Source organism: Mycobacterium sp. TY815, from assembly GCF_030755135.1.
GTDB lineage: Bacteria > Actinomycetota > Actinomycetes > Mycobacteriales > Mycobacteriaceae > Mycobacterium.
Genome location: NZ_JAUFRX010000001.1, coordinates 2,107,128 through 2,130,007 on the forward strand (window position 1 = coordinate 2,107,128; position 22,880 = coordinate 2,130,007).

The window sequence follows — 22,880 nt, forward strand, 5'->3', positions numbered from 1 at the left end:
GGCCCGGTTCAAAGGAGTCCTTGCCTGGGCATAACGACCGGCTTGACGCCGAAGCGGGGCCCCGGGCGGGTACGGCCGTCGAAGATGGCCGCGACACTTCCGGGAGCGGGCGTCGGTTGCTCGAACGAATCCTCGTCCCGGGGCACCTCCCAGTAGGTGCCCTCGGCAGCCGGAATATCGGCGGCCGGCACTGAATTCGACCAGCTCGCCGGAACCGACAGTGCACCGACCAGGTGCGCCGTGCCCAGTCCGGCAACCGTCGGGGTTTTGCCGACGACCCCCGGCTTCGCCGAGTGAGCCGCAGCGCCGTGATGGGCCGCGTCGTGCGAAATCTCCTTGGGCTCGTCGTCATCGTTTCCGCCACTGCCGATCTGGCCGACCGAGTAGTCCCAGTAGGTGGCCCTGTTGTGATCGAACGTGCCGGCCCACCACAGTTCTTCGCGGTCGAAAGCGATGAACAAGTCCAGCAACGTGGACCCGGTGCTGGCCGGGGCCTCGGCCGGTCCGGCCAGGCTCAATACGGCGTCCGGCCCTGCACCGACGATCGCGCCCAGCGCCGCCTGCTCCGCGGAAGCAGAACCGGATGCGGCGGCTTGAGCGACAGCCGCGGCTTGGTTGCCGAGACCGGCGGGATTCGTCATCTCCGTGGGGCTCAGCAGCGGATCAAGCCTTCCCGCTGCTGCCGAAGATGCGGCATAGGCGTACATGGCGGCGGCATCGCGCGCCCACATCTCGCTGTAAGCCGACTCGACGGCGGCGATGGCAGGCATGTTCTGCCCAACCGTGTTGGTCTCGATCAGTGCGGCCAGCTGGGCTCTGTTGGCCGCGACCTCGGCCGGCGGCACCGTCATCGCGAAGGCGGTCTCGAATGCGGCCACCGACGACATCGCCTGAGCGGCCGCGACCGCCGACGCGTCGGCGGTGCGGCTCAGCCACGTGACAAACGGCTGGGCGGCGGCCGCCATCGACAATGACGCCGCACTGACCCATTCTTGGGTGCTCAGCCGGGTGATGAGCGACTCGACGGAGGTCGCAGCGGTGCTCAGCTCGTCCGCGATACCGTTCCAGGCACTCGCCGCTGTGAGCAGCGGAGCGGCGCCCGCGCCCGTATGCATGAGGGCGGAGTTGACCTCCGGCGGTAGCGCTCCAAAGTCCACGTGAGATGTTCCGTCGTTGCGTAGGCCCGCTGCGGGCTTCTTCTACGAGGCGGTTACGTCAGCGCCGATGCTGGCTAGCCCCCCGACTAGTGGTCGCGTGAAGGCGCGGCCCCCAGAAACGATACCGGCCACCGCTCAGCGTGATTTTAATGAGTTTTAGCAATCGCGCTCCTCGCCAACTTGCCGTTCTCATAGGAACTTCCAATGATCAGCCGATGACGTGTTTGGGCATGACCACCGGCTTGAACCCGTAGCGAGGTCCGGCCATGCCGGACCCGCCCTTGGCCGCCATCGCCGCTCCGGGTGCCCCGGGCACACCGGCGACCACTCCGGTTTCCTCGGGCACCGCCCACCCGCTGCCCTCGCCGACCGTCGTGCCGGTGGTGACCGCCGGCGCCGCGGCAGACCAGCTTGCCGGCACGGAAAGCCCGCCGACCGACGTTGCCGCGCCCATCAGCGGAGCGGCACCAGCACCAACCGGGCTCACCACGTTGGCCACCGCGGCGGCGCCCGCCGGACCGATCCCGGCGGCCGCCCCGGCGGCGGGCAGCGTATCCAGGGTGTGTTGCAGGAACACTCCGGTGGTGATTCCGGCAGTGGTGAACCATCCCGCGGTGTTGACCGCGCCGTTGATGGTGTTCTGTACGAACGGGACGGCCAGCAGATCGGTGATGGCTTGGGTGACCGGATCCAGCGCCGCCGCGTCGGCTGCTGCCGGAGACGCCAAGACTCCAACCGCGTTGGGGATGTCGCCGATCAGAGTGTTCAATCCGGACTGCTGGGCGGCTCGGGTTACTGCCGCGGCCTGGTTGGCCACCGCCGCGGGGTTGGTGGCCTGCGCCGGCACCGCCAGCGGGTTCAGCTTCCCCGACGCGGCCGAGGACCCCGCGTAGCCGTACATGGCCAGCGCGTCCTGCGCCCACATTTCGCCGTACTGCGCCTCGACCGCCGCGATGGCAGGGGTGTTCTGTCCCAGTACGTTGGTCGCCACCAGGACGGCCAGCAGGGCCCTGTTCGCGGCCACCTCTGCCGGAGGCACCGTCATCGCGTGCGCCGTCTCGAACGCCGCCGCGGACGCGACCGCCTGGGAGCCCGCCAGCGCCGTGGATTCCGCGGTGTAGGTCAGCCAGGCCAGGAAGGGTTGCGCCGCAGCGGCCATGGACAGCGAGGCGGGCCCCATCCACTGCTCGGTGGTGAGCGCACTGATCACCGACTCGAAGGAATCCGCTGTCGTGCTCAGCTCGACCGCCAGTCCGTTCCACGCCGCGGCGGCGGCCATCATCGGCGCGGCCCCGGCGCCGGTGTACATCCGCATGGAGTTGATCTCCGGAGGCAATGCGCCAAAGTCCAGCATGTGCAATCCCTTCAGGCGTGCACCGGCCGGGCCATGACCAGGGGTTTGACCCCGTAGCGCGGCGCCCCGAATCCGGTGCTGCTGCGGCTCGCTGACGCCATTCCCGGCATGCCGGGCAGCAGTGTCGTTCCTGTCACCGTCGGCGCCGCGGCGGCTGTGGTGCCCATTGATTTCGGCGCGGTGCTCGACACCAGGGCGGCGGGGCCGGCCCAGGCAGATGAGGCCGACATCGTCGGGGGTGCCCCGACGATCCCGGCGGCGACGGGTGCCGACCCGACACCCGCTGCCCCTTCCATGCCTGCGATATCGGCGGCACCGCCTGCGGTATCGGCGGCACCCTCTACCGCACCTTCTTCGACCGGCACTAACAGGCCTCCGTTGGCCATGCCCACCAGATTCGAGGCTGCCGAGGCCCAGTTGCCTACCCCGATATTGACGATGTTGGCCACGTCGGCCAGCGGTGAATCCGTCAGGGCAGCCGGTAGTGCAGCGGCGGCCGAATTGGCCGACTCGGTCGCGGCGTACGTCTGCGCGCTGAGGCCGAGAGTGTTGACGAAGGCGTCGTACATGGCGGTTGCTTGGTCGCTGACCTGCTGATAAAGCGTGCCGTACGCGGCGAACAGGGATGCCTGCAGCGCCGACACCTCGTCTGCGGCGGCGGGAATCATGCCGGAGGTGGTCGGCGCCGCAGCGGCGGCGTTCTGAGCGGCCTGCTGGGCGCCGACGGTCTGCAGCTTCCCCGCTGCGGCCAGCAACTCGTCGGGTTGTGTGGTCACGAAAGACATGTGTTGCTCCTCTTGTGTACGGACAGTCGGGACTGTTTGTGATTGCTGAAGATCCGCACCCCCGTCCGGCAAAAACGGCGCGCCGATTCACGGCTTCGTTACACCGCCAAATTGAGCGTGTCACTTTGCTGTGGTATGTGCGCCCAAATCACCGATAGAGGAGGTGATTTTCGGGCGAAAAGCCGGGTGCGTCAGCGCAACGCAGGACCCCACTGCGCGTTTTCGCGCAGCCTGGCTTTGAGCAACTTTCCGCCGGCGTTGCGTGGCAGCGGTGTGGTCGCCACCGTCACGTACTGCGGGACCTTGTAATCGGCGAGTTGCTCGCGGCAGTATTCGAGCACCACCGGCACATCGATCTGCTCTCCGACAAGCACCGCGCCGACCTTCTCCCCCATGACGTCGTCCGGCACCCCGAGAACGCATGCATCGATGACGCCGGGCGCGGCTAGCAGCGCCGCTTCGACCTCGACGCTGGAGATGTTCTCACCGCCGCGGTTGATGATGTCTTTGAGCCGGTCGACGATGTGCACGCGTCCGGCCTCGTCGACGCGCACCACGTCTCCGGTGTGCAGCCAGCCGTCCACGATGGTGCTGGAGGTGGCCTCTGGCCGGTTCCAGTAACCGGCGGTGATATTGGGCCCTCTGGTCACCAATTCACCGACAAGCTGGCCGTCTTTGTCCGGAATCAGACCGAGATCCACTGAGGGCACCGCGTATCCGACGGAGTCGGCGTGCTCGACGGCCTCGGCGTCGGGCAGCACGGTCATCAACGACGCGGATTCGGTCATACCGTAGCCGTTGAACACGGTGGCAGCCGGAAAGGCCTGCTTTACGGACCGGACCAGCGAGGGTGCGATGGGCGCCCCGCCGTACCCTACCCAGCGGACACCGGACACATCGGCGTTGGCGAACTCCTTGTGCCGCAGCAATAACGCGTATATCGCCGGAACGGTGACCATCACCGAGATGCGCTCGGCGCCCAGCGAGGATACCAACTCGTCCAGGTTGAGGCTGGGCATGATCACTGCCGCACCACCGAGCCGGGTGGCCGCCAAAAGCTGTGAGTTACAACCTGTCACGTGGAACAGCGGCACCGAGATGAGGGTGCGTAAGCCCTCACCTAGGTCGCGCGGCTGGTCGATACACCGGATCCCGTTCTCGGTGTTGGTGACGAATGCTTCGTGGGTGGTCGGCACGCCCTTGGGATGCCCGGTGGTGCCCGACGTATAGAACAGCGCGGCAACATCTTTGGGGCCGAGATCTTCGGCAACATAAGGCGGGCCGTCCGGCAGCGGCGTATCCGCGGCCAAGTCGATATGCGCGCCCGCATCGGACAGGACGAAATCCACCTCCGGCTGGGCCGATCGTGTATTGACGGCGACCGCGATGCCGCCGGCCATCACTGTGCCCCAGAACGCCAGCACCCAATTGACTCCCGCGGGGTAGCGCACCGCGACCCGGTCCCCCGGTTTCAGACCGCCGGCGCGCAGGCCGCCGGCAACGCGTGACGCACGGTCCCAGAGCTGACGGTAGGTCAGCCGCTCCGCGCCCAATTCGACCAAGGCTTCGCTGTCCGGCCGGGCAGTCACCTGCGCGTGGAGCATGTCGAGCAAGGTGGCCGGGATGTCGTCGTAATGTGCGACGCCGTCCCTGTCGGCGGTGATCCCGTCTCGCGGGAAAGGGTTGCTGCTGCGCGAAATTTCCACTACGTCAGGCATGCCCGTTCCTCCCGTCGCCCGTGTCATTACGCTAGGGCGAAACGCAGGATCAGGCCAGTGCGAATTTGGCGAAGCTGTCGACGTCGAAGGCGTGAAAAGCTCTGCGCCGGGCTGCCGGCAACTGGGGATCGACGCTGGCTGCGTCGACCACTTGCGGTCGCACCACGTGGTAGGTCCGGCCCTTGCAGCGGATCGTCGCGGATCCGGCCGCAAGCACATTGCGCAGCCAGTCGACGCCGGTTCCGTAAGGCAGCGGCACGACGATCCCGTCCGGGACTGGGACCGCGACGACCGGTGTGGCATAGCGCCGTCCCGAATTCCGCCCGGTGTGCTCGATCACCGACGCATACCAGAAGCGACGGCCGGCCACCGCCATCATGGCCGGGTTGAGTACGTGCTTGTTGAACTGTCGGACCGCATCTCGAACGCGCGGCTTGATGGAGGTAGTCATACTCTCCGAGCTTGCTCGCACCGCTGGTCTCGGGACAGGGGCCTTGGTCCACTCCTGCGGGGACTTCTGCCGATGACCGAATATGGCTGTCCTATCGTCGTTGCGGTGACGATTCAGGAGCCGTTCTTCACTGCCGACGGTGACCGCTACATACCGGGCCCGATGGCACGGCGGACCCATTGGGGCACGGCCGGGCTGCGCCATATCAATGCCGACTACACGGTTACCGCGATCCGCTTGCCGGACGGCGAATTCGTGGCTTTGGCGGCCCAGAGCCATTACGGCACAGCCGGAGTCGCCACCGGAAGCGCGACGCTGTTCGACCGGCACGGGCCGATCGGCACCAGTTCGGCACTCGCACTTGGTCAGCCGGCGGAGGCGTTTCGGCCGGCGCACACCTGATTCTGGTGAATCCGCTTACGAAAGCCCGGATTCATGCGCCTTCACCAGCCACCGCGCAACGTCGACCAGCTTCGTGTGGGTCTCCTGCGACACCTTGAGCAGCATGCGGAACGCATGCAGACCGTCGACGTTGTTGCGCTCCATCAGCAGGCCCTTGGCCTGGCCGATGACGTCCCGGCTGTCGAGCGCCCGCTGAAAGCGCGCCTCCGAGCTCAGGCGGGCCAGCGCAACCGACGCGTGTTGAGCCAGCACCTCGCCGACGAGAACAGATTCCTCGTCGAAGACGCCTGTCTCGCCGCCGTAGAGGTTGAGAGCACCGAGACTTCCTCGACGCACGAACAATCGGAATGCCAAGAGACTCCGGATGCCACGGTCCAGCGCCGCGCCGGCAAAGCGTGGCCATCGCACTTCGCTGGCCATGTCGTCGATCTTGACCGTGTGGTGTTCGCGCAGCGCGCTCAGACAGGGTCCCTCATCCAGGGTCGACTGCAATTGGTCCAATTCCGCGACGACCTGATCGGTGGGAGCGCGTGATTCCACGCGGTCTCCCTCGAGAAGCGAGATACCCGCCCAGCGTGCACCCGGCACGATCTGCACCGAGGCTTGCACGATCTCGTGCAGCACCGTCTTCGGGTCCCGGTGGCCCTCGAGTTCGACCGCGAGGCTGCCGAGGCGGTGCAGAAGCTCACCCTCTGAACTAGGCGGTGTGCCCATCGCGCTGCTCCCGTCTCCGGCCGGCTCAGCCCATTAACGTCGCGGCGATCGTCGCGCCCAGGTTCCAGCACTGCTCGAGGTCCGTCTTCGACGGCTTGCCCGACACCACGACATGATCCGCCGCCTTCACCCACGCCAGGCCGGCGGTGATGCCGTCGACAGCTCGCACGGCTCCCTCGCTGCCCTCGTTGCCATGGATGTAGACGCCGAACGGTCTGCCCCCACTAGCGTCGAGCAGCTGGTAGTAAGACTGATCGAAGGCGTGCTTGAGGGCGCCGCTGATGTACCCGAGATTGGCCGGGGTGCCGAGCACATATCCGTCGGCATTGAGCATCTCGACCGGCGAAACGGTGAGGGCCGGGCGCCGGATCACCTCCACGCCCTCGATCTCCGGGTCGGTCGCGCCGGCCACGACTGCCTCGAACAGCTCCTGACAGTGCGGACTCGGGGTGTGGTGGACGATCAGCAGCGTGGTCACGCTTTGGCCTCCAGCTGGACCGCAGCCTTCATCGCTTCCCGGGCCCGACGCCGATCCCCCGCATAGTCATAAGCGCGCGCCAGTCGGTACCAGCGCCGCCAGTTGTCGGGATCGTTTTCCAGCTCGGTACGCACGGTTTCGAACAGCGCATCGGCGGCACCGCGTTCGATGCGCCCGGATGCCCGCCTGGGCAGCGCGCTGACGTCGAGTTCCATTCCGTCGTCGGCGATGCGACGGGCCAGTTGCTGATGGGCGAATCCGGCGCGCAGCGTCGCGATCATCGCCCACAGTCCAAGAAACGGCATGATCAGCAGCGCCGCCCCCAAGCCGACGGCCGCGGGCCGGCCTGACCCGATCATCACCAGGGCAATGCGGCCGAGCAGGAAGAAATACACCAGCATCGCCGCGCAGAGGAAGGCGATCAGCAGCTGGATCCGCAGAGTCTTCGTCATGTCAGGTTGAGCAGCGGCTCTATACCTATGGTCAGTCCCGGGCGCTCGCGGATGCGACGGACCGCCAACAGCACGCCGGGGACGAAGGACGTGCGGTCCAGGCTGTCGTGGCGGATGGTCAGCGTCTCTCCCTCGGTGCCGAACAGGATTTCCTGGTGCGCGACCAGTCCGGCCAGCCGCACCGCATGCACCGGAATGCCGTCGACGTCCGCCCCGCGGGCACCGGGCAGGCTGGTGGTGGTGGCATCGGGGTTGGGCGGCAGGCCTTTTCGGGCCTCGGCGATCAGCTTGGCGGTTCGGGTGGCGGTGCCCGAAGGCGCATCGGCCTTGTGCGGGTGGTGTAGTTCGATGACCTCGATCGAGTCGAAGAACGGCGCGGCCTGTTTGGCGAAGTGCATGGACAACACCGCGCCGATGGCGAAGTTCGGTGCGATCAAAACGGACGTACCCGGATTCTTCGCGAGCCAGGACTCGACCAGCTCGATGCGCTCGTTGGTGAAGCCCGTGGTGCCGACGACGGCGTGAATGCCGTTGTCGATCAAGAACTTCAGATTGTCCATCACGACGTCAGGGTGAGTGAAGTCGATGACGACCTCGGTGCCGCTGTCGCTCAGCAGGCTCAGCGCGTCCCCCTGGTCCACCTGCGCCGAGAGGGTCAGATCATCGGCGGACTCGACCGCCCGCACCATCGTTGCCCCGACTTTGCCTTTTGCTCCCAGTACACCGACCCGCATGGCGTGAAGCCTACTGGGCAGGGTTTCATCCACAGTCGGGTGTTTGTCCACAGGCCGGGATTCCGAAACGGCGGACGAACCCGCCGTTCAATAGAATTCGAACATGCGTGCGATCACGGCTTCGGCGGAATTGGTGGCCGCTTTCGACGCCCTCGACGCCGCCGTCGCCTCAATCGCTGACCTGCAGCACCAGATGCTGGACCCTGTGGTGCGGTGCAGGGCCCTGGAACGCCTCGAAACCTCCCGCCGACAGCAAGCCGTGGTCAGCCACGACCTGATCGCGGGCCTCGCCACGGAAGACCCTGCCGACATCGGCGGCCCCACCCACCAGGTCATCGCCGACTGGTGCCGCATCAGCTACGCCGAAGCGCGCCGCCGCATCCGCGACGCCACCCAACTGGCCCCACGCACCACACTCACCGGCCAGCGGTTGCCCCCCGAACTCCCGGCCACGTCCCAGCAATGGCGTCGGGGCCTGCTCGACGCCCAGCACCTGCGAGTGATCCAAACGTTTGTCCGCAATCTGCCCACCCCCACCCCGGCCACCGTCATCGAGCACGCCGAACACCTGCTGGCCCAGCAAGCCACCCAACTTCGGCCCGACCAACTCGACAAAGCCGCCAAACGCGCCGCCGTCCTGATCAACCCCGACGGAAAATTCTCCGACCACGACCGCGCCCGCCAGCGCAGCTTGACCTTCAAACCCCAGCGCGCCGACGGCATGAGCGAAGCCACCCTCATCGCCACCCCCGAACTGCGCGCCAACATCGAAGCCTGGCTGGCTCGGTTCGCGGCCCCTGGCAAGTGCAACCCCGACAACCTCTCGTCGGATGCCACCCCCGAGATCGACACCCGCACCCCCGGCCAACGCCAGCATGACGCCCTCAACGATCTGCTACGCCGCCAGCTCGGCGACCCCGGTCTCGGCCAGCACAACGGCCTGCCCGTCACCGTCGTAGTGACCACCACTTTGCAGGAACTGACCACTGCTACCGGCCACGGCGTCACCGCCAGCGGCACTGTGATCCCGATGCGCGAACTGGTCGAAATGGCCAGCCGCGCCGTCCACTACCTCGCCATCTTCGACGGACACTCCAACCGGCCCCTCTACCTCGGGCGTGCCCGCCGCATCGCCTCAGCCGATCAACGACTGGCCCTGATCGCCGCCGAACGCGGCTGCACCTTCCCCGGCTGCGACGTCCCCGCCGACAAATGCGAAGTCCACCACATCAACGAATGGGCCACCGGCGGCAACACCGACGTCGACACCCTCACGCTGGCCTGCGCCCCTAACCACAAACTGATCGAAAGAGGTTGGACCACAACCAAATTTGCCAACCATCGCACCGCGTGGACCCCGCCGAAGCGCTTCGACCGCGGCGGCCCCCGCACCAACGATTACCACCACCCTGAGCGACTTCTCAACGACGACGACGACGAACGGGCCGGGCCGTAGGGATGCGGCAAGACGCGGCACGCCGACGCCTCTCTAGGCTGGGATGGTCGAGACGTCGGTGTGAGAAGCGGAGGTGCGCGCGTGAGATCCAGCGAAATCCGGATCCGCGAGGCCAAGCCGAAGGACTACGCCCGGGTCGCGGCGATGCACTATCCGGTGTGGCGTCGGTCCTGGCAAGGCATCGTGGCCACCCACGTCCTGGACATGATCAGCACGCCGAAGACGTGGGCCGACACGTTCTATCCGACGACGCTCAAGCGGGGCGGCTGGCAGATGTGGATGGCCGAGGCCCGGGGCAAGCTGCTGGGAATGACGCTGTTCGGGCCGGACCTGTCCAACCCCCAGCACATTCAGATCGACGCGCTCTACGTCGTCGACGAGAGCCAGCGCCACGGCATCGGCGGCATGCTGCTGAGCAAGGCGCTACGCACCTATCCGAACAACGACATCATCCTGTGGGCCGCCAACAAGAACGAAAAGGCCCGGAACTTCTACGAAAAGCACGGCTTCACACTCGACGAGCGCACCTACGTATGGAAGCCGCTGCCCGGTGTGACCGTGCCCCACGTGGGTTACCGCCTGTACCGCTCGCTCGGCGAGGAGCCGCCAGAACAGGCAGCGGCGCCCGTCGAGGCACCGGCGAGCATTCCAGCCGTAGTCTCGCTGATCGCGCCACCGGTAACCGCGCCGAGCACAGCACCCGCCGCCTCCCCGATCCGGCCCCACCCGATCGAGGTACCCCAGGCCCACCTCGACGACCTGCGCCATCGGCTCAGCACCGCGCGCTGGCCGGCCGAAATCTCCGGAGCCGACTGGGATTACGGCACCGAACAAGCGTTCCTCAAGAACGTCATCGATCACTGGCTGCACCGCTACGACTGGCGGGGCACCGAGGCCGAAGTCAATGCTGCCGGTTCATTCCTCACCGAGGCCGCCGGCCAGCGGGTGCACTTCCTGCACACCAGGTCAGCCCGTGACGACGCCATTCCGCTGGTCATCACCCATGGCTGGCCGGGTTCGGTGGTGGAGTTCTTCGATGTACTCCCCCTGCTGCAGAAGCGTTTTCATGTGGTGCTGGTGTCGATGCCCGGGTACGGCTTCTCCGGACCTACGAAAGAGCGCGGAGTCGACGTGGCGAAAGTCGCCGCTGCCGTCGCAGACGTGATGGCCCAGTTGGGATATGACCGCTTCCTCGCGCAAGGTGGCGACTGGGGTGCACTGGTCACCCGCCACCTCGGTGAGCACTACCCCAAGCACGCGGTCGCGATTCACACCAACATGCTGTTCTCGCCACCCGACCAGAACGACCAGGCACTGCTGGCCGATGTCACCGAACAGGAATGGGCGGCGATCGCGGCGGGCGTGGAACGGGTCAAGGACGGCACCGCGTACATGGAAATCCAGTCCACCCGGCCACATTCGCTGGGTTTCGGCTTGGACGACTCGCCGCTGGGCCTGGCCGGCTGGATACTCGAGAAGTTCCACGCCTGGTGCGATATCTCTGACGGCATGCCCATCAGTACCGATCGGCTGATCGACAACCTGATGTTCTATTGGCTCACCGGCACCGCCACGTCGGCGGCGCGACTGTATTGCGAGTCCGCCCGCGCGGGCACCGGCCCGCTCAGCGACTGGTCCGGCCGTGTCGACGTTCCGACGGGTTACGCCGTCTATCCCGGCGAGATGCTGCAGACTCCGCGCGCATGGGCCGCCGCCCGATACAACCTGGTGCACTACACCGTTCATGAGCGCGGCGGTCATTTCGCCGCGTTCGAGCAGCCACAGGTGTTCGCCGACGACCTGACCAACTACGCCGATGTGCTGGTCGAAAAAGGGGTCTTCTAGGCGTCGATCACCAGGCGGCCGCCGGCCGAGCGGGAGACACAGATCAGCATCTCGTCTGCTGCCTCAGCGGTGCGGCCGCGCCGATCCACCTGCCCGGCAATGACTTTGACCTTGCAGGTGCCGCAGAACCCCTGCTGGCAGGAGTAGGCCGTCATCGGGTCGTGGTCGAGCATCACGTCGAGCGCCGAGCGGTTCGCCGCGACGCTGAGCACCTCCCGCGAGCGGGCCAGCTCCAGCTCGAAGGGAACTCCGTCGACGATCGGGGCCGGGCTGAACCGTTCGTAATGCAGTGGCGCGTCTGCGTGTTCGTTGCGGGCCACCCGGACCGCCTCCAGCATCGCGGCCGGCCCGCAGACGTACACCGCGGTCGTAGGTCCGGCCCCGGCCAGCAGGTCATCCACCGTGGCGATCCCGCCGCGTTCGTCGTCGGCCCACACGGTGACCCGCTCCGGTCCCAGCGCAAGCACTTCGTCCAGCAGCGGCATGTGCTCGCGGCTGCGACCGGCATAGACAGCGCGCCAATTGATTCCGCGCTGAGCAGCCACTCGCATCATCGGCAGGATGGGCGTCACCCCGATGCCGCCGATCACGAACAGCACCTCTCGCTCGGACGTTCCGAGATAGAACGCGTTGCGGGGACCTTCGAACACCAGGGTGTCACCGACGTCGAAGGCGTCGTGCATCTCGATCGACCCGCCGCCACCGTCGGGGATGCGGCGTACCGCGATGCGGTAGTCGGTCCGGCGTCCGGGCGGTCCGCACAGCGAGTACTGCCGCCGCCGGCCCGAGGGCAGCTGCACGTCGATATGCCCACCCGGCGTCCAGGACGGCAGCAACCCCCCGTCCTCGTCGGCCAGCGTCAGGGCGACCACATCGGGGGCGACGAACTCGCGTGCGATGACCCTCGCGCGGTGTGTGCGCGGCACCGGCGTCACCCGCGAAGGCTTCCACCGCGATGCCGCGGCGAGGCCGCCCATCACGGTGCGTATCCCCCACAACACCGTGAAGAAGCGGTCGTGGTCACGACGGCCATAGAGGTCGGCGGGCCTACTCGTCCAAATGCTGTCCGGCACGGTCATTCCCTATTGCTGCCTGATGTCCAGGCGGGCCAGCAACCGAATCGCGGACGGGCTGATGCGCCGCATCGCATACCCGAGCCTGGACTCCGGAGCGACGGGCAGCACCGCCGGACCGGTCCTGACGGCTTTGACGATCGCCTTCGCGGTGGCCTCCGGGGTGTAGTTGCGCCGACGGTAGGCGGCGTCCGCCTTGGCGCGGGCCTGTTCCTGCTGCTGCGCCGACATGCCGGCGTAGACGGTGCTCCTGGCGATATTGGTATTGACGAAACCCGGGCACACGGCCGTGACGGTGATGCCCTCGTCGGCCAGGTCGGCCCGCAGGGCTTCGCTGAATCCCAGCACCGCCGCCTTCGTCGTGCTGTAGGCCACCATCGATTTCGACGGCAGGAAGGCCGCCGCCGACGACAGGTTGATGATGGTTCCGCCCTCGCCGCGCTTGACCATCTGGGCGCCGAAGGCCCGGCTGCCGGTGATGACGCCGCGGACGTTGACCGCCATGATGTCGTCCCAGTGCCGCGGCGAGGTCTCCAGGAACCGGCCGGCCATCCCGATGCCGGCGTTGTTCACCAGGATGTCCACCACACCGTGATCGTTAAACACCTGTGCGGCAAGGTCATTCATCATGCCCTCGTCGGTGACGTCGGCCTGGTAGACGACCGCCTGGGCGCCGGCAGCACGCACGGCGTCCGCCGTTTCGCCGGCGCCGCCGGGGTCGCGGTCCACGATCACGACCTTCGCCGCGCCGTTGCGGGCCAGTTCTACCGCGGTCGCACGGCCGATGCCGGAGCCGGCCCCGGTGACCAGGGCCAGCTTGCCGTCCACTTCCCGCGGGCCGGCGCGCACTTCAGATTCGGGCTCGCCGGCGACGACCTGGTCGATCCATTCCGCGGTCAGCCGCGCGATGACGTCGGGTCGCGAGGTGACCACCCAGTGCCCGCCCTGGATCGGGACGACCCTGCCCGTCGGTGGAATCGCGCCGATATACCGTTGCAGCGCCGGGGTGATGAAGAGGTCTTTGCCGGGGATCAGCACCTGCACCGGGACGGCGGTCTGCGGCACCTCGTCGCCCGGCGACACCAGCGGCGCGGGCAGGTTTTCGCGGTACAGGTTCAGGCCGTTGAGGTAATCGCCGAGCGTGCGCTGCGGCGTGATGCGGCGGCTCAGCGTGCTCGACCGCCCGAACCGTTCCAGGCCTTCGACGACTTTCACGCCGAGCCGGGACCGAAAGAACACTTCGGGCAGCCCAGGGCTCAGGAAGAACCCGACGTACACCGACGAACTCGCCTGCCGGGCCACCCGACCGATCTCGCGCGGGCTGCGGGCCGAGCGCACGAACTGACCCATGTGCCGCACGTGCGGCCCCGAAATCGAGGTGAACGAGGCAACTTTGGCCACCACCGCCTCGTCGGTGACCGCCGACCACGCCTGCACCGAGCCCCAGTCGTGTGCGAGCAGATGCACCCGTCCGACGCCCAAGCTGTCGATCACGGTGCCGATGTCGTCGACCAGCTGCGGCAGGGCATATCCGGATCTGCTTGCCGGCGAGGATGATTCACCTGCGCCGCGCACGTCGTAGGCGACCACGTTGTAGCGCTGGGCGAGCAGGTCGGCAACCCCGTCCCAGACGTGATGGTTGTCCGGATAGCCGTGAATGGCCAGGACCGTCGGGCGCCCTGGATCGATGTCGTTGTAACAGTGTACGGCCAGCGTGACACCGTCAGATGCGTTGACAGTAGCCATGTTTCAGTGCGAGGCCCGTGCAGCGGGCGACACCGCGAGATAGTCGACGGCGCGCTCCAGCCCACCCAGCTGGGACGGGTGGAAGCCCGGGCGATAGTAGGACCCGACGACACCGATCAGCCGGCGCAGCCCGGGCACCAGCCCGCGCCGTGCGGCGCGCAGGTAGTCGCGCCAGCGCGCCTTGGTGCCGGGCGGCACGCACGGGTCCACCGAGAACATGAACCGCACGCCGCGAATCCACAACAGGGTAAGCACCGGTGTCACGGCCAGCTGGGCCCGCACCTGCCGCCAGTACCCGGCCCGCAGGTGCCGCATGGTGTCGAATGCGACGGCCTTGTGTTCCACCTCTTCGGCGCCGTGCCAGCGCAGCATGTCCAGCATCACCGGGTCGGTACCGACGGCGTCCAGCGCCGGCGAGTCCAGGATCCACTCGCCCAGCACGGCGGTGTAGTGCTCGATCGCCGAGATGAACGCCACCTGCTCGAGCAACCAGGTGTGCTGCCGGCGCACGCTGCGATGCGGCCGCTCCCCCAGGAGCTTTCCGAATAGCCAGCGCACCTGGTCGGTGAACGGCGTCAGATCGATACCCTGCGCGTCGAAGTGGGCCAGCACTCCGGAGTGCGCCTGGGAGTGCATCGCCTCCTGCCCGATGAATCCCTGCACGTCCAGGCGCAGTTGGTCGTCTTTGATCAGCGGCAGCGTCTTCTTGAAGACGTCGACGAAGAATTCCTCACCGGCGGGCAGCAGCAGGTGCAGCACATTGAGGACGTGGGTGGCCATCGGCTGGCCGGGCACGTAGTGGAACGGCAGGTCGGCCCAATCGAAAGAGACGTTGCGCGCCTCGAGAACCAGGCGTTCATGGTCGACCGGCGCCCTGGCCGAGTCCGACCTCGAATGCGGACCCACCGCCCGATCGTCAACTGTGCTCATCACGGCCCCCTTGCCTCGAGTGGCAAGTGTACTGAAATGCCCCAGGTATGCGATACCCGCGGTACTACCTTTTCTCGGCGCGCTGCTTCAGACGCTGCAGCGTCAGCTCGATGTGCTTGGCGTTGGCCGCCGTCCGATCGGCGACTCCGGTGGCCCTACCTGCCACTTTGGCGAACCAGCCGGGCCGGCGGTCCCAGGTGCTCTCGGTCACCCGGCAGCCGCCGTCGGCCGGCACGATGTCGTACTGCCAGCGTGCGATCGGGAAAATCGTGTGCCGCACGTCGAAAGCGAAGACCTTGCCCGGCTCGGCGTCGGTGACGGTGCATTTCGTCGTCCAGCGTTTGCTGCCGTTCTCGTTATGACCGACGAACACCGCCCCCTTGGTGACCGCGGCACCCTTGCGCAGCTCCATCGACACCGCCTCCTCGGCCAGCGCGGCCAGCGTCGGAAGATCGGTGATCAGTCCGTACACCGCCTCCGGGCTGGCGTCGATCTGGACGGTCGCTGTCGCCGAGGGCTGGTTCATGGGCTGATCATAGCCAGGGCGGTCACCGCCGAATCTGCGATGTTTGAGTTGTCTCCGAACGCGTGGCGTGGCTCGCGTCATCCCCGATGTTTCTTCACACTGGAAGTCATGCGCATCGGAATTCCGACCGAGACCAAGAACAACGAATTCCGGGTCGCGATCACCCCGGCCGGGGTGGCGGAGTTGGTTCAGCACGGTCATGACGTGCAGGTTCAGGCCGGGGCCGGGGAGGGGTCGGCGATCACCGATGCCGAGTTCAAAGCGGCCGGGGCCGTGCTGGCCGATACCGCGGCCGAGGTGTGGGCCGCGGACCTGGTGTTGAAGGTCAAGGAACCGATGCCCGCCGAATACGCCCACCTACGTTCCGGGCTGGTCCTGTTCACCTACCTTCACCTGGCTGCCTCGCGATCGTGCACCGACGCACTGCTGGCCTCCGGGGCCACCTCGATCGCCTACGAGACGGTCCAGACCGCCGACGGATCGTTACCGCTGCTGGCTCCGATGAGCGAGGTGGCCGGGCGCCTCTCCGCTCAGGTCGGGGCCTATCACCTGATGCGGACTCAGGGCGGCCGCGGCGCCCTGATGGGCGGGGTGCCGGGGGTCAAACCCGCCGACGTCGTGGTGATCGGCGGCGGCACCGCCGGCTACAACGCGGCCCGGGTCGCCAGCGGCATGGGGGCATCGGTGATGGTGCTCGACGTCAACCTGCACAAGCTCCGGCTGCTCGACGCGGAGTTCGCCGGCCGGATCGGCACCCGCTACTCCTCGGCCTACGAGCTGGAGGGCGCCGTCACACGCGCCGACCTGGTGGTCGGCGCGGTGCTCGTGCCCGGCGCGAAGGCGCCCAGCCTGATCCCGAATTCGCTTGTGGCACAGATGAAGCCGGGAGCAGTACTGGTGGACATTTCGATCGACCAGGGTGGCTGCTTCGAAGACTCCCGCCCGACCACCCACGACGATCCGACGTTCACGGTGCACGACACGCTGTTCTACTGCGTGGCCAACATGCCCAGCGCGGTACCCAAGACGTCGACGTACGCGCTGACCATCGCCACCATGCCGTATGTGCGCAAACTGGCCGATCTGGGGTGGCAGGCCGCCTGCCGGTCAGATCCCGCTCTGGCCAAAGGACTTTCGACGCATGCGGGCGAACTGCTGGCCGACCATGTGGCCGAGGACCTGGGCCTGCCGTTCACCGATCCGGCCGGCCTGCTCGCCGGTTAGCGAACCCGGTCAGCAGGCCGGTCAGCAGGCCGGTCAGCGAATGTAGGGGGCCAGCGCGGTGACGATGTCGGCCGCCGGGCCGCTGCGGGTCTCCCGGTAACCCTCGCCCGCCCACAGGTTTGTGCCGTGCGGGTCCTCCATCTCGATCGCCGCCGCGCGGATCGGCTTGGTCATCTGATTGACCTCCGGATATCCAAGCGGCGCAACGTGATCCAGCAGACGGGTGAAATTGTTCGCCAGACCACGGGCATAGCGGCCGGAGAACGCGCGGGTGACGACGGTCGAGTCGAACTCCGGGTTCTTCAGCGCGACCCGGTAGGCCGGATGGGTGCCGGCCTCGTCGGCCAGCAGCAGCGCGGTGCCCACCTGCGCGGCCACCGCTCCCCTGCGCAACACCGCCGCGATCTGTTCGACGGTGCCCAGCCCGCCGGCCGCGATCATCGGCACATCGTGCGCGCTGCCGATCCGGTCCAGCAGCTGGTGCAGCGACTCGGCGCCGGGCTCCATGTCCGGCGCAAACGTGCCGCGGTGGCCTCCGGCCGCGGGGCCCTGGACCACCAGGTTGTCCGCACCTGCGGCGACGGCGATTCCGGCCTCGTAGGCCGACGTCACCGTGACCGACACCAGCAGGCCCTGCGCGCTGAGCATCCGGATGACATCCGGCGGCGGCGCCCCGAAGGTGAACGACACCATCTCCGGGCGCACGTCGGCCACGACCTCGAGTTTGCGTTGCCAGTCGTCGTCGTCGCCGTGCACCGGATGACCCACTTCGACGCGGTAGTGATCGGCGACCTCTTCGAGGTCTTCGGCGTAGTACTCGAGTTGCACCCAGTCGGCGACGCTGGGCTGAGGGACGAACAGGTTGACCCCGACGGGTCCCGTCGTCGCGGCGCGCGCCTTGGCGATATCGTCGGCGAACTGCTCGGCGGTCAGGTAGCCGCCGGCGACCATGCCGAGCCCGCCCGCGTTCGACACCGCCGCGGCCAGCTCGGGGGTCCCAGGGCCGCCAGCCATCGGCGCACCCACGATGGGCGCGGCGATGTCCCAGAAACCCAAAACCATCGGGTTAACTTACCATCGCTCGAAGTTGTTGGGGCAGCGATCGTTTCGTGCTGTACGGGCCGAGGACGGCAGCGCCGTAGGGCTTGTTCAGCAGGCGCCGGGCCACCGCGTTGACCTCGTCGAGGGTGACCTGCTCGATCTTTCGCAGCGTGTGCTCGATGCTGCGGTGGCTGCCGTAGTTCAGCTCGCTGCGACCGATCCGGCTCATCCGGGAGCCGGAGTCTTCCAGGCCCAGCACCAGCCCGCCGCGCAGCGACCCTTTGGCGATCCGGCATTCGTCCTCGGTGATGCCGTCGCGGGCCACCGACTCCAGCACTTCGTTGGTGATCTTCATGACGTCGGCGAAGCGTTCGGGCAGGCAGGCGGCGTACACCGAAAGCGCGCCACTGTCGGCGAAGATGTCCAGCGACGAGTAGACCGAGTACGCCAGTCCCCGCGCCTCGCGGATCTCCTGGAACAGCCGCGAACTCAGCCCGCCGCCCAGCGCGGTGTGCAACACCGACATCGCCCAGCGGTGCTGCCAGCCGCGGCCCGGCGTGCGGACGCCGAGCGAGACATGCGTCTGCTCGGCGTCTCGACTGCTCATCACCAGGCCGGGGTCGCCGGTCACCCGCCCCGCCCCCTTGCGCGGCGCCACCGGCCGGCGCCCGCGCACCAGGCGGGCCGCGAAGTGCTCGCGCGCCAGCGCGACGACCTCGTCGTGGTCGACGTTGCCGGCCACGGCCACGACCATCCGCTCCGGGGTGTACCGGCGCAGGTGGAACGAGTGCAGTTGCGACCGCGACATCGACGACACCGATTGCACGCTGCCGATCACCGGGCGGCCCACCGGGTGGTCACCGAACAGCGCCGTCATGAACATGTCGGCCAGCGCGTCCTCGGGGTCGTCGTCGCGCATTGCGATCTCCTCGAGGACCACATCGCGTTCCAGCTCGACGTCCTCGACGGCACAGCGACCATTGAGCACCACGTCGGCGACCAGGTCGATCGCCAGCGCCAGGTCGGTGTCCAGCACGTGCGCGTAGTAGCACGTGTGTTCCTTGGCGGTGAACGCGTTGAGCTCACCGCCCACGGCGTCCATCGACCGAGCGATGTCTACCGCGGTACGGGTCGGCGTCGACTTGAACAGCAGATGCTCGAGGAAGTGCGCGGCACCGGCCACGGTCGTGCCCTCGTCGCGGGATCCCACCCCGACCCAGACACCGACCGATGCCGAGCGCACCGCGGGCAGATATTCAGTGACGACGCGCAGACCGCCGGGCAGGGTAGTACGACGCACTGCTCCCTTATCCGGGGGCGAAGCGCCCCCGGTGTCAGCTGCTGACCGTCGCGGCATCGGCGGGCGCTGCTCCCGAAGGCTCCGGAGCGGCAGCGGCATCGTCGTCGTCCACCAGAACCAGCGAGATCTTGCCCCGCTTGTCGATGTCGGCGATCTCCACCCGCAGCTTGTCGCCGACGTTGACCACGTCCTCGACCTTGGCGATCCGCTTGCCCTTGCCGAGTTTGGAGATGTGGACCAGACCGTCGCGTCCCGGCAGCAGCGACACGAACGCACCGAAATCGGTGGTCTTGACCACGGTTCCGAGGAACCGCTCCCCGACCGTCGGCAGCTGCGGGTTGGCGATGGCGTTGATGCGGTCGATCGCGGCCTGGGCCGAGGGACCGTCGGTGGCCCCGACGAACACGGTGCCGTCGTCCTCGATGGAGATCTGCGCGCCGGTCTCCTCGGTGATCGCGTTGATGACCTTGCCCTTGGGCCCGATGACCTCACCGATCTTGTCCACCGGCACCTTGATGGTGGTGACCCGGGGGGCGTACGGGCTCATCTCGTCGGGACGGTCGATGGCCTCGGCCATGACCTCGAGAATGGTGAGCCGGGCGTCCTTGGCCTGCGCGAGCGCGCCGGCGAGGACCTTCGAGGGGATCCCGTCGAGCTTGGTGTCCAGCTGCAGCGCGGTGACGAAGTCCTTGGTGCCGGCGCACTTGAAGTCCATGTCGCCGAACGCGTCCTCGGCGCCCAGGATGTCGGTCAGGGTGACGTAGCGGGTTTCTCCTTCGACGTCGTCGGAGACCAGGCCCATCGCGATGCCGGCCACCGGCGCCTTGAGCGGCACCCCGGCATTGAGCAGCGCCAGCGTGGACGCGCAGACCGAGCCCATCGACGTCGAGCCGTTGGAGCCCAGGGCCTCCGACACCTGCCGGATGGCATACGGGAACTCCTCGACGCTGGGCAGCACCGGGATCAGAGCCCGCTCGGCCAGCGCGCCGTGCCCGATCTCACGCCTCTTGGGCGAACCGACCCGGCCGGTCTCGCCGGTGGAGAACGGCGGGAAGTTGTAGTGGTGCATGTAGCGCTTGGAGGTTTCCGGCCCGAGCGAGTCGATCTGCTGGGCCATCTTGACCATGTCCAGGGTGGTCACACCCAGGATCTGGGTCTCGCCGCGCTCGAACAGCGCGCTGCCGTGCGCCCGCGGAACGACAGCGACCTCGGCCGACAACGCGCGGATGTCGGTGATGCCGCGCCCGTCGATGCGGAAGTGGTCGGTAAGGATGCGCTGGCGGACCAGTTTCTTGGTCAGCGAGCGGAACGCGGCGCCGATCTCTTTCTCCCGGCCCTCATAGGTGCCGGCCAGTCGCTCGACCACCTGGGTCTTGAGCTCGTCGGTGCGCTTGTCACGCTCGGCCTTGCCGCCGATCGACAGTGCCTCGGTGAGTTCGTCGGTGGCCACCGATGCCACCGAGTAGTAGACGTCGTCCTCGTAGTCGGGGAACGTCGGGTAGTCGCGCGTGTCTTTCGCGGCCGCCTCGGCCAGTTCCTGCTGCGCCGTGCACAGGGCGGCGATGAACGGCTTGGCCGCCTCCAGCCCTTCGGCGACCACGGTCTCGGTCGGCGCCTGGGCGCCGCCCTCGACGAGCTCGATGACCTTCTCGGTGGCTTCGGCCTCGACCATCATGATCGCGACGTCCCCGTCGACTTTGCGGCCGGCGACGACCATGTCGAACAACGCACGCTCGAGCTGCTCGACGGTGGGGAAGGCAACCCAGGTGCCGTCGATGAGCGCCACCCGGACGCCGCCGACCGGTCCGGAGAACGGCAGGCCGGAAATCTGGGTGGACGCCGACGCGGCGTTGATCGCCACGACGTCGTACAGGTCGTTGGGGTCCAGGCTCAAGACCGTCACGACGACCTGGATCTCGTTGCGCAAGCCGTCGACGAAGGACGGGCGCAGCGGCCGGTCGATCAGCCGGCAGGTCAGAATCGCGTCGGTGGAGGGCCGGCCCTCCCGACGGAAGAACGACCCCGGGATACGTCCCGCGGCGTACATCCGCTCTTCGACATCGATGGTCAGGGGGAAGAAGTCGAAATGTTCCTTCGGGTTCTTGCTGGCGGTGGTCGCCGACAGCAGCATGTTCTCGTCGTCGAGGTAAGCGACCACCGAGCCGGCAGCCTGTAAAGCCAGGCGTCCCGTCTCGAACCGGATGGTGCGGGTGCCGAAGCTCCCGTTGTCGATGGTGGCGGTGGACTCGAAGACGCCTTCTTCGATTTCAGTCGCAGACATAACGTCAGTGCGGCCTCTCTGGTTATTCAGCTGTTTCGCAAGTCGGTGCGCGAGCAAACCAGGGAGCAGTGTCTGAATGCGGCTACGGCCATCGATCGAAGCTGCCGACCTGCCCCAGATCCTGGGAGCCCGGCAGCCACTACCGAAGACCGCCCGATACAGAGCTGCTTCCCGTGACACGCGTGGCGACTCGCTGGAACGGCGCACGCGGATCTGCGCGAACCGCACCAAGGTGCTCGGGCCGAACAGGCCCAGAACGTCCTCACTCTACACCGAGCTAACTCCGGGTACTGGAAACATGGGGGCACAACCCGCCACCCTGTGCGTCCGACCTCTAGCTCCGGGGTGCGCTGCTGATGTCCTCGACGCACACGGCGAACCGCCGCTGGGAATACGTGTAGCCCAGGCCGCTGGTGCACTGATCCACCGAGACGGGTGGGTCCAAGTCTCTGAGGATCTGGGTGGCGCGCTGCCGGTTGGGCACCGAGACGTCGTTGCAGTCGACGCGGAAGGGATCGGCGATGTGGTGTGGATCCACGCTCATGCAGCCACCGATCACCCAGTCGATGTCCAGGCAGACGGTAGCGTCCGAGCCGCTGATCGAGTTGTGGGTCGAGTACGACGAATCGACGTCAGACGGGCACTGGGCCCGGTCTTTCACGACAGCGACAACTTTGAAGTTGGACTCCGGGCTCCCGCACGGCGCCTTGGCTGCCTGCGGCTGAGCAGCGGTGCCGCCAAGCCGCAGACAGTCCCCCACTGTGAATTCACTCAGGTCGGAGCCACTTTTCCCCGCCGAACACCCGGTCCCTGCGCCGACGACGACGGCCACGATGAGGGCCGCGACGGCGCCTGACGCGCCACGGGTCAGCGGCGCAGACCCAGCCGCTCGATCAGCGAACGGTAGCGCTCCACGTCGACCTGGGTCAGGTACTTGACCAGGCGCTTGCGGCGGCCGACGAGCAGCAGCAGGCCGCGGCGCGAGTGGTGGTCATGCTTGTGGACCTTGAGGTGCTCGGTGAGGTCGGCGATGCGCTTGGTCAGCAGCGCGATCTGCGCCTCCGGGGATCCGGTGTCGGTCTCGTGCAGACCGTAGGACTTCAGAATTTCTTTCTTCTGCTCGGCAGTAAGCGCCACGAAAACATCTCCATCAATAGGTCCGCGATCAAGGATTTTCACAGCGCGGCCACCGCGAACCGCAGCACGCGCCGAT

Annotated in this window: 21 protein-coding genes and 1 pseudogene; 4 read left to right on the forward strand and 18 right to left on the reverse strand. The window is 67.4% G+C overall.

Annotation, left to right across the window (positions count from 1 at the left end; genetic code table 11):
* Positions 1 to 8: 8 nt before the first annotated feature.
* The 5 genes from QXK92_RS08795 to QXK92_RS08815 form a co-directional block, all read right to left on the reverse strand.
* On the reverse strand, positions 9 to 1,157 hold the full coding sequence (locus QXK92_RS08795) for a PPE family protein (protein ID WP_306241272.1): 1,149 nt from the start codon (positions 1,155 to 1,157) through the stop codon (positions 9 to 11).
* Between the two features lie 208 nt (positions 1,158 to 1,365).
* Positions 1,366 to 2,508: a PPE family protein gene (locus tag QXK92_RS08800; RefSeq protein ID WP_306244288.1), complete on the reverse strand. Its 1,143-nt coding sequence runs from the start codon at positions 2,506 to 2,508 to the stop codon at positions 1,366 to 1,368.
* A gap of 14 nt (positions 2,509 to 2,522) precedes the next feature.
* A complete protein-coding gene (locus tag QXK92_RS08805) occupies positions 2,523 to 3,296 on the reverse strand; it encodes a PE family protein (RefSeq protein ID WP_306241273.1) in 774 nt (257 codons plus the stop codon).
* Positions 3,297 to 3,487: 191 nt separating this feature from the next.
* Positions 3,488 to 5,014, reverse strand: coding sequence for a class I adenylate-forming enzyme family protein (locus QXK92_RS08810; protein WP_306241274.1), 1,527 nt, complete (start codon positions 5,012 to 5,014; stop codon positions 3,488 to 3,490).
* A 49-nt stretch (positions 5,015 to 5,063) separates the two neighbouring features.
* Complete coding sequence (locus tag QXK92_RS08815; RefSeq protein ID WP_306241275.1) at positions 5,064 to 5,465, reverse strand: nitroreductase family deazaflavin-dependent oxidoreductase; 402 nt, start codon at positions 5,463 to 5,465, stop codon at positions 5,064 to 5,066.
* A 174-nt stretch (positions 5,466 to 5,639) separates the two neighbouring features.
* Here QXK92_RS08815 and QXK92_RS08820 point away from each other — a divergent pair.
* Positions 5,640 to 5,867 (forward strand): annotated as a pseudogene (locus QXK92_RS08820) (thioesterase family protein); the annotation flags it as partial.
* Between the two features lie 15 nt (positions 5,868 to 5,882).
* On the opposite strand, the gene QXK92_RS08825 reads toward QXK92_RS08820, so the two are convergent.
* From QXK92_RS08825 to dapB, 4 genes are read right to left on the reverse strand one after another with little or no spacing between them, the layout of a single operon-like run.
* Positions 5,883 to 6,581: a GAF and ANTAR domain-containing protein gene (locus QXK92_RS08825; protein ID WP_306241276.1), complete on the reverse strand. Its 699-nt coding sequence runs from the start codon at positions 6,579 to 6,581 to the stop codon at positions 5,883 to 5,885.
* Between the two features lie 25 nt (positions 6,582 to 6,606).
* A complete protein-coding gene (locus tag QXK92_RS08830) occupies positions 6,607 to 7,059 on the reverse strand; it encodes a flavodoxin family protein (protein WP_306241277.1) in 453 nt (150 codons plus the stop codon).
* Positions 7,056 to 7,511, reverse strand: a complete 456-nt coding sequence (locus tag QXK92_RS08835; protein WP_306241278.1) for a hypothetical protein — start codon at positions 7,509 to 7,511, stop codon at positions 7,056 to 7,058. The genes QXK92_RS08830 and QXK92_RS08835 overlap by 4 nt, the downstream gene beginning before the upstream one ends.
* On the reverse strand, positions 7,508 to 8,245 hold the full coding sequence (dapB, locus tag QXK92_RS08840; RefSeq protein WP_306241279.1) for a 4-hydroxy-tetrahydrodipicolinate reductase: 738 nt from the start codon (positions 8,243 to 8,245) through the stop codon (positions 7,508 to 7,510). The genes QXK92_RS08835 and dapB overlap by 4 nt, the downstream gene beginning before the upstream one ends.
* Before the next feature lie 103 nt (positions 8,246 to 8,348).
* Here dapB and QXK92_RS08845 point away from each other — a divergent pair, with 103 nt between their 5' ends.
* Together QXK92_RS08845 and QXK92_RS08850 are read left to right on the forward strand one after the other, a co-directional pair.
* Positions 8,349 to 9,701, forward strand: a complete 1,353-nt coding sequence (locus QXK92_RS08845) for an HNH endonuclease signature motif containing protein (RefSeq protein ID WP_306241280.1) — start codon at positions 8,349 to 8,351, stop codon at positions 9,699 to 9,701.
* An 81-nt stretch (positions 9,702 to 9,782) separates the two neighbouring features.
* Complete coding sequence (locus tag QXK92_RS08850) at positions 9,783 to 11,546, forward strand: alpha/beta fold hydrolase (protein ID WP_306241281.1); 1,764 nt, start codon at positions 9,783 to 9,785, stop codon at positions 11,544 to 11,546.
* Here the strand turns inward: QXK92_RS08850 and QXK92_RS08855 are convergent.
* The 4 genes from QXK92_RS08855 to QXK92_RS08870 all read right to left on the reverse strand — a co-directional run bounded on the left by QXK92_RS08855 (position 11,543) and on the right by QXK92_RS08870 (position 15,821).
* Positions 11,543 to 12,625, reverse strand: a complete 1,083-nt coding sequence (locus tag QXK92_RS08855) for a PDR/VanB family oxidoreductase (protein ID WP_306241282.1) — start codon at positions 12,623 to 12,625, stop codon at positions 11,543 to 11,545. The genes QXK92_RS08850 and QXK92_RS08855 overlap by 4 nt on opposite strands.
* 3 nt (positions 12,626 to 12,628) lie before the next feature.
* Positions 12,629 to 14,365, reverse strand: coding sequence for an SDR family oxidoreductase (locus QXK92_RS08860; protein ID WP_306241283.1), 1,737 nt, complete (start codon positions 14,363 to 14,365; stop codon positions 12,629 to 12,631).
* Positions 14,366 to 14,368: 3 nt separating this feature from the next.
* A complete protein-coding gene (locus tag QXK92_RS08865) occupies positions 14,369 to 15,295 on the reverse strand; it encodes a metal-dependent hydrolase (RefSeq protein WP_306241284.1) in 927 nt (308 codons plus the stop codon).
* 64 nt (positions 15,296 to 15,359) lie between these two features.
* Positions 15,360 to 15,821 (reverse strand): SRPBCC family protein, encoded by a 462-nt coding sequence (locus QXK92_RS08870; RefSeq protein WP_306241285.1) that lies wholly within the window; start codon positions 15,819 to 15,821, stop codon positions 15,360 to 15,362.
* Between the two features lie 108 nt (positions 15,822 to 15,929).
* On the opposite strand from QXK92_RS08870, the gene ald reads away from it, so the two are divergent.
* Entirely contained in the window at positions 15,930 to 17,045 is a 1,116-nt protein-coding gene (ald, locus tag QXK92_RS08875) for an alanine dehydrogenase (RefSeq protein ID WP_306241286.1), read from the forward strand.
* A gap of 33 nt (positions 17,046 to 17,078) precedes the next feature.
* On the opposite strand, the gene QXK92_RS08880 is transcribed toward ald, so the two are convergent.
* From QXK92_RS08880 to rpsO, 5 genes are all read right to left on the reverse strand, one after another.
* A complete protein-coding gene (locus tag QXK92_RS08880; protein ID WP_306241287.1) occupies positions 17,079 to 18,107 on the reverse strand; it encodes a nitronate monooxygenase in 1,029 nt (342 codons plus the stop codon).
* A 4-nt stretch (positions 18,108 to 18,111) separates the two neighbouring features.
* The gene (locus QXK92_RS08885; RefSeq protein WP_306241288.1) at positions 18,112 to 19,443 is read right to left on the reverse strand and encodes a pitrilysin family protein; all 1,332 of its coding nucleotides are present in this window, start codon (positions 19,441 to 19,443) and stop codon (positions 18,112 to 18,114) included.
* Entirely contained in the window at positions 19,421 to 21,667 is a 2,247-nt protein-coding gene (locus QXK92_RS08890) for a polyribonucleotide nucleotidyltransferase (protein WP_306241289.1), read from the reverse strand. The genes QXK92_RS08885 and QXK92_RS08890 overlap by 23 nt, the downstream gene beginning before the upstream one ends.
* 334 nt (positions 21,668 to 22,001) lie before the next feature.
* Positions 22,002 to 22,538 (reverse strand): hypothetical protein, encoded by a 537-nt coding sequence (locus QXK92_RS08895; RefSeq protein WP_306244289.1) that lies wholly within the window; start codon positions 22,536 to 22,538, stop codon positions 22,002 to 22,004.
* On the reverse strand, positions 22,535 to 22,804 hold the full coding sequence (gene rpsO / locus QXK92_RS08900) for a 30S ribosomal protein S15 (RefSeq protein ID WP_036354818.1): 270 nt from the start codon (positions 22,802 to 22,804) through the stop codon (positions 22,535 to 22,537). The genes QXK92_RS08895 and rpsO overlap by 4 nt, the downstream gene beginning before the upstream one ends.
* Between the last annotated feature and the right edge of the window lie 76 nt (positions 22,805 to 22,880).